The sequence below is a fragment of the Delftia sp. SD018 genome (assembly GCF_017355445.1).
GTDB lineage: Bacteria > Pseudomonadota > Gammaproteobacteria > Burkholderiales > Burkholderiaceae_C > Comamonas > Comamonas acidovorans.
This window is the reverse complement of the sequence record NZ_JADDRN010000001.1, coordinates 301,090-315,058: the sequence shown is the minus strand read 5'-3', so window position 1 is coordinate 315,058 and position 13,969 is coordinate 301,090. Positions and strand designations below refer to the sequence as shown.

Below are 13,969 nucleotides of genomic sequence, written 5' to 3'. Positions count from 1 at the left end.
AACGCCGCATGCTGACCACCTTCAACCCCGCCGAACTGCCGCGCGCACTGCAGCACATCCTGGACCGTGACGAGGCCACTGCGGCCATCGCCGACGCGCCCACCCTTGCACAGATCCCCCGCCGCAGCTTCCTCAAGATCGCCGGTGCCGGTTCGCTGGCCCTGGGCGTGTTTCCCGCCATGGCGCAGGCGCCGGGCAAGGGCGAGGCCGCCGGCCTCAAGCCCACCGAGCAGCCTGCCTCCTTCGTGGAGATCTCGCCCAGCGGCGAAGTCACCGTGGCCATCAACCGCCTGGAATTCGGCCAGGGCGTGCACACCGCCCTGCCTCTGGTGCTGGCCGAGGAGCTGGACGCCGACTGGAGCAAGGTCCGCGCCCGCTTGGGCGGCAACGATGCGGCCTATGCCGATCCGCGCTACGGCATCCAGATGACGGGCGGCTCCACCGCCCTCAAGCACAGCTATACCCAGTACCGCGAGCTGGGCGCCCGTGCGCGCGCCATGCTGGTGGCCGCCGCCGCCGCGCAGTGGAAGGTGGACGCCGCCACGCTGCGCACGCGCGAGGGCTTCGTGCTCGGCCCCAACGGCAAGAAGCTGTCGTATGGCGAGCTGGCCCAGGCCGCCATGGCCCAGCCCGTGCCGGCCACCGTCGTGCTGAAGAATCCCAAGGACTTCCGCCTGATCGGCAAGCCCACGGGCCGCATCGACGCCCGGGCCAAGAGCAGCGGCCAGCAGAGCTTCGGCATCGACATGCACCTGCCGGGCCAGCTGACGGCGGTGATTGCACACCCGCCCGTGTTCAAGGCACAGCTGGCCTCGCTGGACGACGCTGCGGCGCGTGCCGTGCCCGGCGTCAAGGCCGTGCTGCGCGTGCCCGTGGACGGTGGCGGCGAAGGCGTGGCCGTGATCGCCACCGGCTACTGGCCTGCGCGCAAGGGCCGCGAGGCGCTGAAGGCGCAATGGAACACCGACGCCGTGGAGAAGGTGGACAGCGAACGCCAGCTGGCCCAGTACCGCGAGCTGGCCGCGCAGCCCGGCGCGCGCCACTTCGACGCCGACATCTCGGCGCTGGACAAGGCGCCGCGCCATATCGAGGCCGAGTTCAGCTTCCCCTACCTGGCCCATGCGCCCATGGAGCCGCTCAACTGCACGGTGCAGATGGGCGAGACCGGCGAGGCCGGGGCCGACCTCTACCTGGGCACGCAGTTCGCGGGCGTGGACGGCATGGCCGCCGCGCGCGTGCTGGGCCTCAAGCCCGAGCAGGTGCGCGTGCACGTGCAGATGGCCGGCGGCGGCTTTGGCCGCCGGGGCGTGGGCACCAGCGACTATGTGGTCGAGGCCTGCCAGGTGGCGCTGGCCGCGCGCCGCGCCGGCTTGAGCGCCCCCGTGCGCATGGTCTGGAGCCGCGAGGACGACATCAAGGGCGGCTACTACCGCCCCATGCACCTGCACCGCGCGAAGATCGGCTTCGACGAACGCGGCAAGGTGCTGGCCTGGGACCATGCCATCGTGGGCCAGTCCATCACGGCGGGCACCATGTTCGAGGGCGGCATGATCAAGAACGGCATCGACGCCACGGCCGTGGAGGGCATGCGCGAGCCCTATCCGCTGCCCATGCGCCTGACCGTGCACCACCCCAAGGTCAACGTGCCCGTGCTGTGGTGGCGCAGCGTGGGATCGACCCACACGGCCTTCGTCATGGAAACGCTGATCGACGAGATCGCGCGCAGCAGCCGCCAGGACCCCGTGGCCTACCGCATGCAGATGTTCGGCGACAAGCACCCGCGCCATCGCCTGGCCCTGCAGCTGGCCGTGGACAAGAGCGGCTACGGCAAGCGCCAGCTGCGCGCGGGCCGCGCCTGGGGCGTGGCCGTGCACGAGTCCTTCGACACAGTGGTGGCCTATGTGGTGGAGGCCTCGGTCAAGGACGGCCGCCCGGTGCTGCACAAGGCCACGGCCGGCGTGCACTGCAACCTGGCCGTGAACCCGCGCACCATCGAGGCGCAGGTGCAGGGCGCGGCGCTGATGGGCCTGTCCATGTGCCTGCCCGGCGCGGCGATCACGCTCAAGGACGGCGTGGTGGAGCAAAGCAACTTCGGCGACTTCGCCGTGCCGCGCATCACCGACATGCCCGAGATCGCCGTCCACGTCGTGCCCAGCGCCGAGCCGCCGACGGGCATGGGCGAGCCCGGCCTGCCGCCGCTGGCCCCGGCCTTCGCCAACGCCGTGGCACAGCTCACGGGCAAGCCCGTGCGCAAGCTGCCGTTCGATCTGGCGTGATCGATCTGGCCTGAACGACCGGACCTGATCCCGGTCAGCCGCCGGAAAGGGCGGCGGCACCTGCGGCCGCCGCCCTTTCCAGTTCTTCCATGGACAGCAGATAGTCCGGGCAGTCCTGCAGCCGATGCACGGCCAGGTCGATGAAGGCACGCACGCGCCGGGGCAGCGCGTCGCGGCTGCCGTAGTAGACATGCAGGCCGATGTGCTCGCTGACATGCGCCAGCAGCACGGGCACCAGGCGCCCCGCGCGGATGTGCGCGGCCGCGCAGATGTTGGACAGCTGGCCCAGCACCTGGCCGGCCAGCACGGCATGCAGCTCCAGCTCGGCATCGTTGGTGGACAGGGCCGGCTGCAGGTAGCGGTGCGTGAGCTCGCCATCGACCGGCAGGTACCAGGGCATCACCGTGTCCGTGGCCGCATGGCGGAACATGCTGCAGCGGTGCGCGGCCAGCTCGTCCAGCGACCGGGGCACGCCATGGCGCTGCAGGTACTGCGGCGCCGCGCAGACGATGAGCTGCACGGGAAACAGCCGCCGCCCGATCACGCTTTCATCGGGCGAGGCGCCGATGCGAAACCCCGCATCGACCCGGTCCAGCACCCAGTTGCCTATGCCGTCGTCCAGCCGCACATCGGGGACGATGCCTGGGTGCAGGCGGCAGAACTCATCGAGCAGCGGCATCAGCACGGGCGCAAAGCAGGACTTGGGGCCCACGATGCGCAACGGCCCCGCAATGCCCTCGCGGCTGTCGCGTGCCAGGTTCAGTGCGCGGTCCAGCGCGGCCAGCGCCGGCTGGGTGTCCTGCAGGAAACGCTGGCCCTCCTCGGTCAGCGCCAGGCTGCGCGTGGTCCGGTGCAGCAGGCGCACGCCCAGGTGCTGCTCCAGATGGGCCACCGCCTGGCTGGCGGCCTGGGGGCTCACGCCCTGGGACAGCGCCGCCTGGCGCAGGCTGCCCAGCTCGACCGCCTTGGCAAAGGTGGCGATGGCGCGCAGTTCATTGATGGGCATGGTGCGGAAATCCGGTATTCGTGGGCTGACAGTGCCGCAGTATCCCGCCTTTGCGCATGCCCTGCCCGCGGCTTGCGGGGCAAGCTAGCGCCCCTGGCGCGCCAGCCACACGCCGGCTGCCGTCAAGGCCATGCCTGCCAGCGCCAGGCCGCCCAGCGTCTCGCCGAACATGGCCCAGGCGATCAGGGCCGTGGCCGGTGGCGTCAGGTAGAACAAGCTGGCCACGTGCACGGCGCCGCCGCGGCGTATCAGCAGGTTGAGCAGGCTGACCGCGCCCACGGACAGCACCAGCACCAGCCAGCCCAGCGCAAACAGGAACTCGCCGCTCCAGCGCACCTGCATGGTTTCGGTGGCCAGGGCCAGCGCCCCCGTCGCCACCAGGCAGGGCAGGTACTGGATGACCGAGCCCGTGCGCAGATCAAACGATGGACAGAACCGCTTCTGGTACAGCGTGCCGGCCGTGATGCCGGCCAGCGCCACCACGGCCGGCACCAGCATGGCCAGCAGGGCATGGACCGGCACCGAGGCGATCTTGCCCGCCACCACCAGGGTCACGCCCGTGAAGCCCAGCGCCAGCCCGGCCCACTGCCGGGGACGCACGGACTCGCCCAGCAAGGTGCCGGCCACCAGGGCCGTGATCAGCGGCTGCAGCCCCACCACCAGGGCCGTCACGCCCGAAGGCAGGCCGTGGGCGATGGCCGTGAACACGCCGGCAAGGTACACGCCATGCACGAACAGCCCTGACACGCCAATGTGCAGCCACTGGCGTGCCGAACGCGGCCAGGGCGCGCGCAGCACCAGGGCTACCGCCGCCATCAGCACCAGGACGATGGCATAGCGCAGCGTCAGAAAGGTCAGCGGCTCCACATAGGGCAGGCCGAACTTGGCGCCGATGAAGCCCGTGCTCCACAGCAGCACGAACAGCCAGGGAAGCAAGGCGGCCGCCATGGCGGGCGGCGAGGTTTTTTGGGTCATGGAGCGGATGCGCAAGACGATAGGGGCGGCGCCAGTGTGTCATGCCCCGTGCGCCAGGGGCTGCGCGTGGCAAACCACCGCACCAGGCAGTCGCGCAGCGCCGTCATGGCCGCGCTGCTGAACGCCGCCGAGGGCCGCACGAAGTAGATGCCAGAGGCGCCATCCAGGCGCCATTGCGGCAGCACCCGCACCAGCCGGCCTGCGGCCATGTGCTCGCTCATCAGCCAGTCGCCGCCGGCCAGAATGCCCACGCCCATGACGGCGGCCGTGAGCAGGGCCTCGCTGTCATTGCTGACCATGGGGCCGCGCACCAGCACCGTGTGCCGAGCCTGGCCCTGCGGCACATCGCCCGATGCGCCACCGTGCACCAGCTCCCATTGGGGAAACGATTGCAGCCCTGTGAAGCCCAGGCAGCGGTGCGCCGCCAGATCCTCGGGGTGCACCGGCGTGCCGTGGGCCTGCAGGTAGGCGGGCGCGGCGCCCAGGATGCGCTGGTGCCCGCCCAGCCGCAGCGCCACCAGCCGGCTGTCCGCCAGCCGGCCTATGCGCACCGCCGCGTCGAAGCGCTCGCCCACGATGTCCACGAAGCGGTCCGCATACTCCACCTCCAGCACGATCTGCGGATGGGCCAGCGCAAACTCGGCCAGCAGCGGGCTGAGCCAGCGCCGTCCCATGGCGGCCGGCAGCGACAGCCGCAGCCGGCCCCGCGCCTGCGAGGCGCCCTGGGCGGCCTCCTTCTGGGCATCGGCGATCAGGCCGGCCGCCTGGCGCACCTTGTCCACCAGGCGCAGGCCCTCGTCGGTCAGGTGCAGATGGCGTGTGCTGCGCTCCACCAGCCGCACGCCCAGCCGGGTCTCCAGCGCGTTCAGGCGTTTGGACAGCACGGACGGATGGCGCAGCAAGGCCCGCCCCGCCGCAGCGAAGGAGCCTTGTTCATGCAGCGCCACCAGGGCCGCCAGTTCATCGGCGTGCTGGCTGTCCAGAAGGTTCATGGGGTCAGGATGATCGCACCTTGGGAGCGTCCCTGCTCCAGATCGCCATGCGCCCGCGCCACCTCCGCCAGCGCATACCGGCGCCAGACGCCGGGCACGATGATGCCGGCCGCCACGGCGGCCAGCACATCCCGTGCGCGCTCCTGGTACTCGGCCGCCGTCGCCGTGTGCGCGGCCAGCGAGGGGCGCGTGAGGAACAGCGAGCCCTTGGCATTGAGCGTGGCCACCGAGATGGGATCGGGCAGGCCGGAGGTCGCGCCGAAGGACACCAGCAGGCCGCGCGGGCGCAGGCAGTCCAGCGAGGCGCCCAGCGTCGTGCGGCCGATGGGGTCGTAGACCACGTCGGCCTTCAGACCCCCGGTGGCCTGCATCACCTGGCCCGGCAGCGTGGCCGCATCGAACACGAAGACCTCGTCGCAGCCGGCCGCCCGCGCGCGCTCCACGCTGGCTGCCTTGGACACCACGCCGATCACCAGGGCGCCCAGGTGCCTGGCCCAGGCGCACATCAACTGGCCCAGCGCACCGGCGGCGCCATAGATCACGATGCGGCTGCCGGGGCCCACGGCATGGGTGGTCTTGAGCAGGTACTGCGCCGTGATGCCCTTGAACAGCACGGCCGCCGCCGCGTCGTCAGGCAGCGCATCGGGCAGCTTCACCAGGCGCTCGGCCGGATACAGGCGGGCGCTGGCATAGGCGCCCAGCGGCCCCGTGGCGTAGCCCACGCGCTCGCCCACGGCCACATTCGTCACGCCCTCGCCCACGGCGGCCACCCGCCCCGCGCCCTCCAGCCCCAGGCCCGAGGGAAAGGCGATGGCGACCGCGCCCTTGCGCTGGCTCACATCCAGCGGGTTCACGCCGATGGCCGTCTGCTCCAGCCAGACCTGGCCGGGGCCGGGCGCCTGCACCTCGACCGGCTCCAGGCGCATGGCGTCGGGGGTGCCTGCGGCGTCCATGCGGACCTTGATCAATGGGTTCATCTCGCTGCTCCGTGAAATGGGTGCAGCGTAGAAGAAGCGATTGACGGCAGCAATAGGCCGGCGTGCAGTTCACTGCTGCATGGGGTGCAGCAATGACCACGAGCCAGCGCGCACGCAGCCCACGCTACCCGTCAGAAGTCGTGCCGGAGGCCCAGCTCGAAGGCCGTGGAGGCGCGCCCGCCAAAGTAATTGGCCGCGGCCGGATTGCCGCTGACTGCCGCACCCCCGGCAATGGCGAAGGCCGCCCCATTGCGGTTGGACATGCGGGCCGCATGCGCGTACAGCGCCGTGCGCCGCGACAGCGAGTGCACATAGCCCAGCGCCCACAGGTCGGCATCGCTGGCGCTTTGCGCCGCCGTTGCGCCCTTCTGGTCGGCCTTGACATAGCTGAGCTTGACCACGCCGCTGCCCACGGGAACGCTCATGCCCACCAGGGTGTTGACCGTGCGGTCCACGCCATGCACCCAGCGGCGCTGGGCCAGGCTGGCCTTGAGCCAGCCGAAGTCGTAGGAGACACCGTAGCTCTGGTCCTTGAAATGGATGCCGCTCAGGGTGTTGCGCGTGGTGAACTGCGCGCCCGCCACGTTCCAGCCCGCGCCCGCCCAGCCCAGCCGAAAGCCGTTGCCGCGCGTCTGGCCTGCCGCCGTGGCGCCCTTCTCGCCCAAGGTGGCGATCAGGCTGCCGGACACGCCCTGCAGCCCGCCCAGGCCGGCCGGCAGGAAATACTCCACCGCATTGCTCACGCGCAGCGTGGGATTGGCAGCCTGCGACTCCGGCGCCGTGCCGAAGGCCTGGCCCAGCGCGCGGGATGCCGTGAACGAGCGAAAGCCATTGGCGCTGCCGATGCCCAGCGTGGCAAACGGATCGAAGCCGCTCCACACCAGGTGCGTGGGCACCCAGTCACGCCCCAGCCGCAGCTCGCCCCATTGCCGCGAGGCCAGGCTGACCGTGGAGCGCCGGTCCCAGAACGGGCCGCTGGTGCCCATGGCGCCGGTGTCGGCCAGCAGGCTGCCGTCCAGGTAGAAGCCCGCGCTCAGGCCGTCGCCCAGGTCCTCCTGCCCCCGCAATACCAGCTTGCTGGTGGAGTTGGCGCCGCTGGCCTGCGAGGTGACCGTTCCCAGGCCCTGGTTGCGCACCTGCCTGACGCTCACATCGACAGTGCCCGAGATCGATACCGAGGACTGCGCGCCCGCATGCGCGGCGGCCAGCCCCAGCGAGGCGGCCAGGGCCTGGCGTATGAATACCTGCATGTTGTCTCCTTGTGATTTTTTGCTTTGCTTTGCTCTTTGCTCTTTGTTTTTCTCGGACGTGTGCCGGTGTCTGCCCGGCTACTCGGGCTTGAAGCCCGCGCCCTTGAGCAGCGCGGCGCTCTGCGCCACATCGGCGGCGATGAAGCGCTTGAACTGCTCGGTGCTCTCCGAAACCGTGTCGATGCCCAGGCTCGCGAAGGCGCCGGACCTGGCCAGCTCCGCCACCGCCGCGTTGGAGGCCTGGTTCAGCCGCTGCACCCGGTCGGCCGGCGTGTCCTTGGGCGCCCACAGTCCGTACCAGGAGGTGTAGGCAAACTGCGGCAGGCCGCTTTCCTGCATGGTGGGCACCTCGGGCGCCAGCGGGCTGCGCTTGCCGGAGGTGATGGCAATCGGCCGCACCTTGCCGGCCTTGGCCAGCGGCAGCACGGAGACCATGGAGTCGAGCAGCAGGTCCACATGGCCGCCGCCCACATCCACCAGCGCGGGCTGCGTGCCCTTGTAGGGCACGTACTCGAGGCGCATGCGGCCCTGCTGGGCCAGCAGCAGCGTGGCCAAGTGGCTGGGTGCGCCCACGGCGGGAATGGCCGCCGTCCATGTGTTCTTGGCGCCTGCGGCCAGCACCTCGCCCAGCTTGCTGTGGGGCAGCTGTGGCGAGATCACCAGCATCAGCGGCGCCTCGCCCACGCGCGCCACGGGGACAAAGTCGGTCTGCGGGTCATAGGGCGGATGGGCCAGCACCTGCTTGGCCAGCACATGCGTGGCGGCCGAGAACAGCAGGGTGTAGCCATCCGGGGCAGCCGCCAGCACCGCGCGGCCGCCCACCACGCCGCTGCCGCCCACACGGTTCTCGACGATGACCGTCGTGCCCAGCTGCTTGCGCAACTGCTCGGCAAACAGCCGCGCCGCGCTGTCCACGCCGCCGCCCGCCACGAACGGGACGATGACCTTGACCATCTTGCCCGGCTCGGGAAAGGCGGCGGGCGCACTGGACGAGGCCATGCTGGCGATGGGCAAGGCAGCCAGCGCACCCAGTAAGGCGCCCAGCACCGGCCCCTTCAGCCGTGTCAGAGTTTTCATGCTTTGTCTCCTGTTTCTTTTGAAAATGGGCCGGCCGTTGCGTGGCTCAGCCCGGGTCCTGATTCGGCGCGCGCCGCCTGTGCCTGCGCACCAGCACGCTCAGCGTGTCGTCCAAGGCCTGGGCATCCAGCCCCCGCGTGATGAAGACGATGCGCGTGCGCCGGTCGGCACCCGGCCAGCGGGGCAGCGTCTGCGGCGGGGCGAACAGGTGCTGCACGCCATGGATGACCAGGGGCTGGTCCGGATGCTCCTGCAGGTGCACGATGCCTTTGACGCGCAGCAGGTCATCGCCGCGCATGGCCGTGACCCAGTCCATCCATTCGCCGAACGCCTGCGCGGGCAGGGGCTCGTCGCGCTGCAGCACAAAGGACGAGATGCCGTCGCGGTGCGCGCCTGCCGGCGCTGTCACCGGAGCTGTCACCGGAGCCATGGCCCGGTAGCCGGGCGTCTGGAGCATGCCCGCAGCGGCGTCCTCCTGCCCCGTCGCGCCTTCCGACATCAGCCGCTGCAGCAGCGCCACATGGTGGCCGGGGTCCATGCCTTGCAGCGCCTCGCCGTTGATGGCCTGCACCTGGGCCAGCAGTTGCGCAGCGGGCTGTGCGCCGCCCAGCAAATCTGTCTTGGTCAGCAGCACCAGGTCGGCCACAGCCAGCTGCCGCACGGCTTCGGGATAGCCTGCCAGCGTGGCGCTGCCCAGCACGGCATCGACCGTGCAGGCCACGCCGGCCAGCGCATAGCGCGCGCGCACGGCGGGCTCGCCCAGGAAGGAGCGCAGTATCGGCCCCGGGTCCGCCAGGCCGCTGGTTTCGATCAGCACGCGGCGCGGCGCGCCCTGTTCGCGCAGGGCCAGGCGCTCCAGCGCCTCCACCAGATCGCCGCGCACGCTGCAGCACAGGCAGCCATTGGCCAGCAGCACCGTGTCCTCGCAGGCCAGGCTGGTCAGGTCCTGGTCGATGCCGACCGCACCGAACTCGTTGACGATGACGGCCGTCCCGTGCAGGTCCGGCAGTGCCAGCAGCCGGTTGAGCAGCGTGGTCTTGCCGCTGCCCAGAAATCCCGTGAGCACGGTGACCGGAATGCGCTGGCCCGCCGCTTCGGGCAGGGCCAGCAGGCTGGAGAAATGCCCGCTCATGACGCCACCCCGCCCTGTACCCCGCCCTGTGCCCCACCATGCACCTCGGCGAACGAGCGCAGCGTGCGCTCCAGCCGCGCCAGCGCCCACTGCGCCACGGCCTGCGGCACCTCGTCCGAGCCCAGCGCATCGAGCAGGCCGCGCAGCGGCTGCGCGCCCTGCTCGGGTGCGGGCCGGGCACGGAACCAGGCCGCCACCTCGGGCTGCTCGCAGCGCTCGCCCCCGTCCTGCAGGTAGTCCACGATGTCCAGCTCGAAGTCCTCCAGCCGCAGGCTGATGCCGCCCGCCCCGCAGGCGCAGGCACCGCCCAGGGCGACATGGCGCAGCGCCAGGGCGCACCACAGGTCCCAGAGCCGGCCGGCGTGCAGGGCGTGGTCGGAGGCCATGGCCGTGCTCACTGCCCGTCCCAGGCTACGGCTGAGGTTGCCGTTGCGGCGGATGGAGACCTGCCGCTGCGCAGCGCCTGCGTGCCCTCGTGGTCCACCTGTCCCTGGCCATCCAGCGCCACGCGGTAGACCTCGCGGGCCACCTGGGCGCTCACATAGCCTTCGCGCACGTCCTCGGCCACCTTGTCCAGTTCGCGCGCCAGCGGGTCGCCAAAGCCCCCGCCGCCGCCCGACAGCATGCGGTAGGCATCGCCGCGTTCCAGGCGCACGTTGAAGATCTTGGCGTTGGCATGGTCGGTCTTCCACTCGCCCTTGTGGCGCACGGCCAGGCCGTTGCCCATGGCGTCGCCGCCGCCCTCCAGGCCCCAGGGCTTGCAGTGCACGCGGTCGATGCGCGTGGTGACGGTGAAGGGCGACAGCGCCTGCACCACCATCTCCGCGCCCAGGCCGCCCCGGTACTGGCCCGCGCCGGCCGAGTCCTGGCGGATCTCGTACTTCTCCACCAGCACCGGGTACTTGGCCTCGAGCTGCTCGGTAGGGCTGTTGTGGGTGTCGCCGTCATTGATGCAGACGGTGACGGACACGCCGTCCTCGCGGCTCTTGGCGCCCCAGCCGCCGCCCAGCGGGCCGATGCCGACGATGAACAGCCGCCCGTCCTCGGGCGAGATGCCATGGATGTTGGGAAACACCAGGTCCGCATGGTGGCCCGCGATGGAGCGGTCGGGAATCGCCGGCGCCAGGGCCTTGAAGATGGTGTCGATCACCGTCATGGGGAAGGTCATCCACACGCGCATGGGATACGGCCTCTCGGCGCTGATCACCGTGCCCATGGGCATGATCACCTTGAGCGGCCGAAAGCTGCCGTCGTTGACCGGGTAGTCGGTCGGCGTGGTGAGGCATTTGTAGGCCACCTGCGCGCAGGCGATGCCCGTGGTGAAGCCCGAGTTGTAGAAGCCGCGCACCTGCTTGGAGACATCCGACAGGTCCACCGTCATCTCGTCGCCCTGCACCGTGACCTTGACGCGGATGGGAATGCGCTTGCCGATGTCCAGCCCGTCGTCGTCCATGAAGGACTCGGCCTCGTACACGCCATCGGGAATCGACAGCGTGTTCTTGCGCGCCACGGCCTCGCTGGAATCCATGATCTGCGCGATGGCGCCGTTGACCGCATCCACGCCATAGCGCTGCAGCAGTTCCACATAGCGGCGCTCGCCCGTGGTGATGGCCGTGATCTGCGCGCGCAGATCGCCCAGGGCCCGCTCGGCCAGGCGCACGTTCATCGCGATGATGTCGATCAGGTCCTGGTTGACCTCGCCCTGGCGCTGGTACTTCATGATGGGGATCTGTATCCCCTCGCTGAAGATGTCCGTGGTGACGTTGCCCAGCGTGCCGCCCACGTCCAGCCAGTGGGCCATGCAGCAGGTGAAGCCTTCGAGCCGGCCCTCATGGAACACCGGCATGGTGAACGTGAAGTGGTTCAGGTGGCTGCCGGTGGTGTAGGCATCGTTGGTGACCAGGATGTCGCCCGGCAGGATGTTCTCGTAGCCGAAGTGGCGGATCTTGGCCTTGACCGTCTCCGACATGCCGCGGATGAACATGGGCAGGCCCAGGCCGATGGACACCGTATCGCCCTCGCGCGTGAACAGGCCGACCGTGAAGTCCAGCGCCTCGTAGATGATGAGGTTGTAGGCCGTGCGCGTCAGGTTGGTCTTCATCTCCTCCGTGACGGCGTACAGGCCGTTGCGGATGATCTCGTCCGTGACCGGATCGACGGGCCTGGAGTCAGTGGGGTGGTTCATGTGCGGTCGCTCCCGATGTCGATTTGCAGATTGCCCAGTTCGTCCACGCGCAGCCGGTCGCCGGGCTGCACGACGGTGGTGGATGCGTGTTCCTCGATCAGCGCGGGCCCCGCGATCTCGTTGCCCGCCAGCAGGCGCTCGCGCAGATGCACCGGCGTGTCCACCCAGCCGCTGGAGCGGAAATAGACGGGCTTGACCGTGCGCACGGAGGCACGGCTGGGCTCGGCGCTGCCGCGCTCCACGCTGTGCCTGGGCGGTTTCTTCATCGTGCCCAGCACGGTGACGCGCAGGCTCACGAGGTCGGCCGGCTCCTGCGGGGCCGAGGTGCCGTAGCGCACCTTGTGCAGCTCGTCGAACTGGCGCTTGATGGCCGAGCGGTCCCGGCCCTCGAAGAAGGCCATGGGCAGGTCCACGGTCACCGCATGCTCCTGGCCCACGTAGCGCATGTCGGCGGCGCGCTCGATCACGATGCCGTCCGGCGCGATGCCGGACTGCGCCAGCGCGGCGCGGCCCTCGTCCTCCATGCTCTGGTAGGCGGCCTCGATCTCCTCGAAGGACACCTCGCCCAGCTTGCGGAACACCGAGCGCACGTAGTCGTAGCGCAGGTCGGAGAACAGCATTCCGTAGGCCGAGAAATAGCCGGGCGCATAGGGAATCAGCACCTTGCGGATGCCGATCTCGCGCGCAATGGCCGAGGCGTGCAGCGGCCCCGCGCCGCCGTAGACGACCATGGTGAAGCTGCCCGCATCCAGGCCGCGCTCGGTGGTCACGGCCTTGACGGCATGCGACATCTGCGTCACGGCGATGCGCAGGATGCCGTCGGCCGCCTCGGTGGGCTCCAGGCCCAGCGGGGTCGCCACGCGCTCGGCCATCTGGCGCTGGCAGGCGTCCATGTCCATCTGCAGCTCGCCGCCCAGGAAATGCTCCGCGTCCAGCCGGCCCAGCACCAGGTTGGCGTCGGTCACCGTGGGCTCCAGCCCGCCACGGCCATAGGCCACGGGGCCGGGGATGGAGCCGGCGCTCTGCGGGCCCACGCGCAGCGCGTTGCCCGTCTCCACGCGGGCGATGGAGCCGCCGCCCGTGCCCACTTCGTGGATGTCCATCATCGGGATCTGTATCGGCAGGGCCTGCTCATAGCCGCCGATCAGCGCCGAGCCCGTGGTCAGCGGCCGGCCTTCGCTGATCACGCCGGCCTTGGCCGTGGTGCCGCCCATGTCGAAGGCGATGGCATCGCCCATGCCCAGTTGCGCACAGATGGCCTGGGCGCCGATCACGCCGGCCGCCGGACCCGATTCGAGCATGCGAACGCAGCCCACCTTGGCGTGCTCGACCGGGAACAGGCCGCCGGTGGACTGCACGATGTAGAAGTCGCCCTCGAAGCCCTTGCCGCCCAGGTGGTTCTCCAGCTGGCCCAGGTACTGCGACACGCGCGGCCCCACATAGGCATTGGCCACGGCGGTGGACACGCGCTCGAACTCGCGGTATTCCTGCGACAGCTCGTGCGAGGCGCAGACAAAGGCGCCCGGCATCTCTTCCTGCAGGATCTGCTTGACGCGCTGCTCGTGCGCCGGGTTGCGGTAGGAGTGCAGCAGCAGCACGGCCACGGCCTCCACGCCCTGCCCTGCCAGCTCGCGGGCCAGCTCGCGCACGGCCGCCTCGTCCAGCGGCTTGTGCAGGCTGCCGTCGGCGCGCAGGCGCTCGGACACCTCATGGCGCAGCGAGCGCCGCACCAGCGGCTGGTGCTTGTTGAAGAACAGGTTGTAGGCATCGGGCCGGTTCACGCGGCCGATCTCGTAGATGTCGCGAAAGCCCTCGGTGATCAGCAGCGCGGTGTGGGCGCCGTTGCGCTCCAGCAGCGTGTTGATGACAATGGTGGAGCCGTGCAGGAACAGATGGCCGTCGCGCCAGTCGATGCCCGCGCTGTCTATCGTGGCCTGGATGCCGTTGACCAGCTCGCCATGCGTGGACAGGGCCTTGCCGAACAGCAGCCGGCCGCTGGCCTCGTCGAACGCCGCCATGTCGGTGAAGGTGCCGCCGATATCGACGGCAATGCGCAGCCGGGGCCGCTGCGAAATCGCTTGTTGGTTATCCATGAAATT

11 protein-coding genes are annotated in these 13,969 nt (G+C 70.3%); 1 reads left to right on the top strand and 10 read right to left on the bottom strand.

What is annotated here, in order from left to right:
• Positions 1-8: 8 nt before the first annotated feature.
• The gene (locus INR38_RS01420) at positions 9-2,276 is read left to right on the top strand and encodes a xanthine dehydrogenase family protein molybdopterin-binding subunit (protein WP_207441652.1); all 2,268 of its coding nucleotides are present in this window, start codon (positions 9-11) and stop codon (positions 2,274-2,276) included.
• A 34-nt stretch (positions 2,277-2,310) separates the two neighbouring features.
• Here the strand turns inward: INR38_RS01420 and INR38_RS01415 are convergent, their stop codons facing one another.
• The 10 genes from INR38_RS01415 to INR38_RS01370 form a co-directional block, all read right to left on the bottom strand.
• On the bottom strand, positions 2,311-3,282 hold the full coding sequence (locus INR38_RS01415; RefSeq protein WP_207441651.1) for a LysR family transcriptional regulator: 972 nt from the start codon (positions 3,280-3,282) through the stop codon (positions 2,311-2,313).
• An 84-nt stretch (positions 3,283-3,366) separates the two neighbouring features.
• Positions 3,367-4,257, bottom strand: a complete 891-nt coding sequence (locus tag INR38_RS01410; RefSeq protein WP_207441650.1) for a DMT family transporter — start codon at positions 4,255-4,257, stop codon at positions 3,367-3,369.
• Positions 4,254-5,249 (bottom strand): LysR family transcriptional regulator, encoded by a 996-nt coding sequence (locus INR38_RS01405; RefSeq protein WP_043822138.1) that lies wholly within the window; start codon positions 5,247-5,249, stop codon positions 4,254-4,256. Before INR38_RS01405 ends, INR38_RS01410 begins: the two co-directional genes overlap by 4 nt.
• Positions 5,246-6,226 (bottom strand): quinone oxidoreductase, encoded by a 981-nt coding sequence (locus tag INR38_RS01400; protein ID WP_207441649.1) that lies wholly within the window; start codon positions 6,224-6,226, stop codon positions 5,246-5,248. Before INR38_RS01400 ends, INR38_RS01405 begins: the two co-directional genes overlap by 4 nt.
• A gap of 131 nt (positions 6,227-6,357) precedes the next feature.
• On the bottom strand, positions 6,358-7,476 hold the full coding sequence (locus tag INR38_RS01395) for a porin (protein WP_207441648.1): 1,119 nt from the start codon (positions 7,474-7,476) through the stop codon (positions 6,358-6,360).
• Between the two features lie 78 nt (positions 7,477-7,554).
• Positions 7,555-8,553, bottom strand: a complete 999-nt coding sequence (locus tag INR38_RS01390) for a tripartite tricarboxylate transporter substrate binding protein (RefSeq protein WP_207441646.1) — start codon at positions 8,551-8,553, stop codon at positions 7,555-7,557.
• A 46-nt stretch (positions 8,554-8,599) separates the two neighbouring features.
• Positions 8,600-9,685, bottom strand: coding sequence for a GTP-binding protein (locus INR38_RS01385; RefSeq protein ID WP_207441644.1), 1,086 nt, complete (start codon positions 9,683-9,685; stop codon positions 8,600-8,602).
• The gene (locus INR38_RS01380) at positions 9,682-10,071 is read right to left on the bottom strand and encodes a hypothetical protein (protein ID WP_207441640.1); all 390 of its coding nucleotides are present in this window, start codon (positions 10,069-10,071) and stop codon (positions 9,682-9,684) included. Before INR38_RS01380 ends, INR38_RS01385 begins: the two co-directional genes overlap by 4 nt.
• 8 nt (positions 10,072-10,079) lie before the next feature.
• Positions 10,080-11,870 carry a hydantoinase B/oxoprolinase family protein gene (locus INR38_RS01375; RefSeq protein ID WP_207441639.1) on the bottom strand — a complete coding sequence of 597 codons (1,791 nt, stop codon included), beginning with the start codon at positions 11,868-11,870 and terminating at the stop codon, positions 10,080-10,082.
• Entirely contained in the window at positions 11,867-13,963 is a 2,097-nt protein-coding gene (locus INR38_RS01370) for a hydantoinase/oxoprolinase family protein (protein WP_207441638.1), read from the bottom strand. Before INR38_RS01370 ends, INR38_RS01375 begins: the two co-directional genes overlap by 4 nt.
• Positions 13,964-13,969: the final 6 nt, after the last annotated feature.

What these genes read in the sequence shown, in the direction of transcription:
- INR38_RS01420 (WP_207441652.1), top strand. Translation starts at nt 9, where the DNA reads ATGCTGACCACCTTCAACCCCGCCGAACTGCCGCGCGCACTGCAGCAC.
- INR38_RS01415 (WP_207441651.1), bottom strand. Translation starts at nt 3,282, where the DNA reads ATGCCCATCAATGAACTGCGCGCCATCGCCACCTTTGCCAAGGCGGTC.
- INR38_RS01410 (WP_207441650.1), bottom strand. Translation starts at nt 4,257, where the DNA reads ATGACCCAAAAAACCTCGCCGCCCGCCATGGCGGCCGCCTTGCTTCCC.
- INR38_RS01405 (WP_043822138.1), bottom strand. Translation starts at nt 5,249, where the DNA reads ATGAACCTTCTGGACAGCCAGCACGCCGATGAACTGGCGGCCCTGGTG.
- INR38_RS01400 (WP_207441649.1), bottom strand. Translation starts at nt 6,226, where the DNA reads ATGAACCCATTGATCAAGGTCCGCATGGACGCCGCAGGCACCCCCGAC.
- INR38_RS01395 (WP_207441648.1), bottom strand. Translation starts at nt 7,476, where the DNA reads ATGCAGGTATTCATACGCCAGGCCCTGGCCGCCTCGCTGGGGCTGGCC.
- INR38_RS01390 (WP_207441646.1), bottom strand. Translation starts at nt 8,553, where the DNA reads ATGAAAACTCTGACACGGCTGAAGGGGCCGGTGCTGGGCGCCTTACTG.
- INR38_RS01385 (WP_207441644.1), bottom strand. Translation starts at nt 9,685, where the DNA reads ATGAGCGGGCATTTCTCCAGCCTGCTGGCCCTGCCCGAAGCGGCGGGC.
- INR38_RS01380 (WP_207441640.1), bottom strand. Translation starts at nt 10,071, where the DNA reads ATGGCCTCCGACCACGCCCTGCACGCCGGCCGGCTCTGGGACCTGTGG.
- INR38_RS01375 (WP_207441639.1), bottom strand. Translation starts at nt 11,870, where the DNA reads ATGAACCACCCCACTGACTCCAGGCCCGTCGATCCGGTCACGGACGAG.
- INR38_RS01370 (WP_207441638.1), bottom strand. Translation starts at nt 13,963, where the DNA reads ATGGATAACCAACAAGCGATTTCGCAGCGGCCCCGGCTGCGCATTGCC.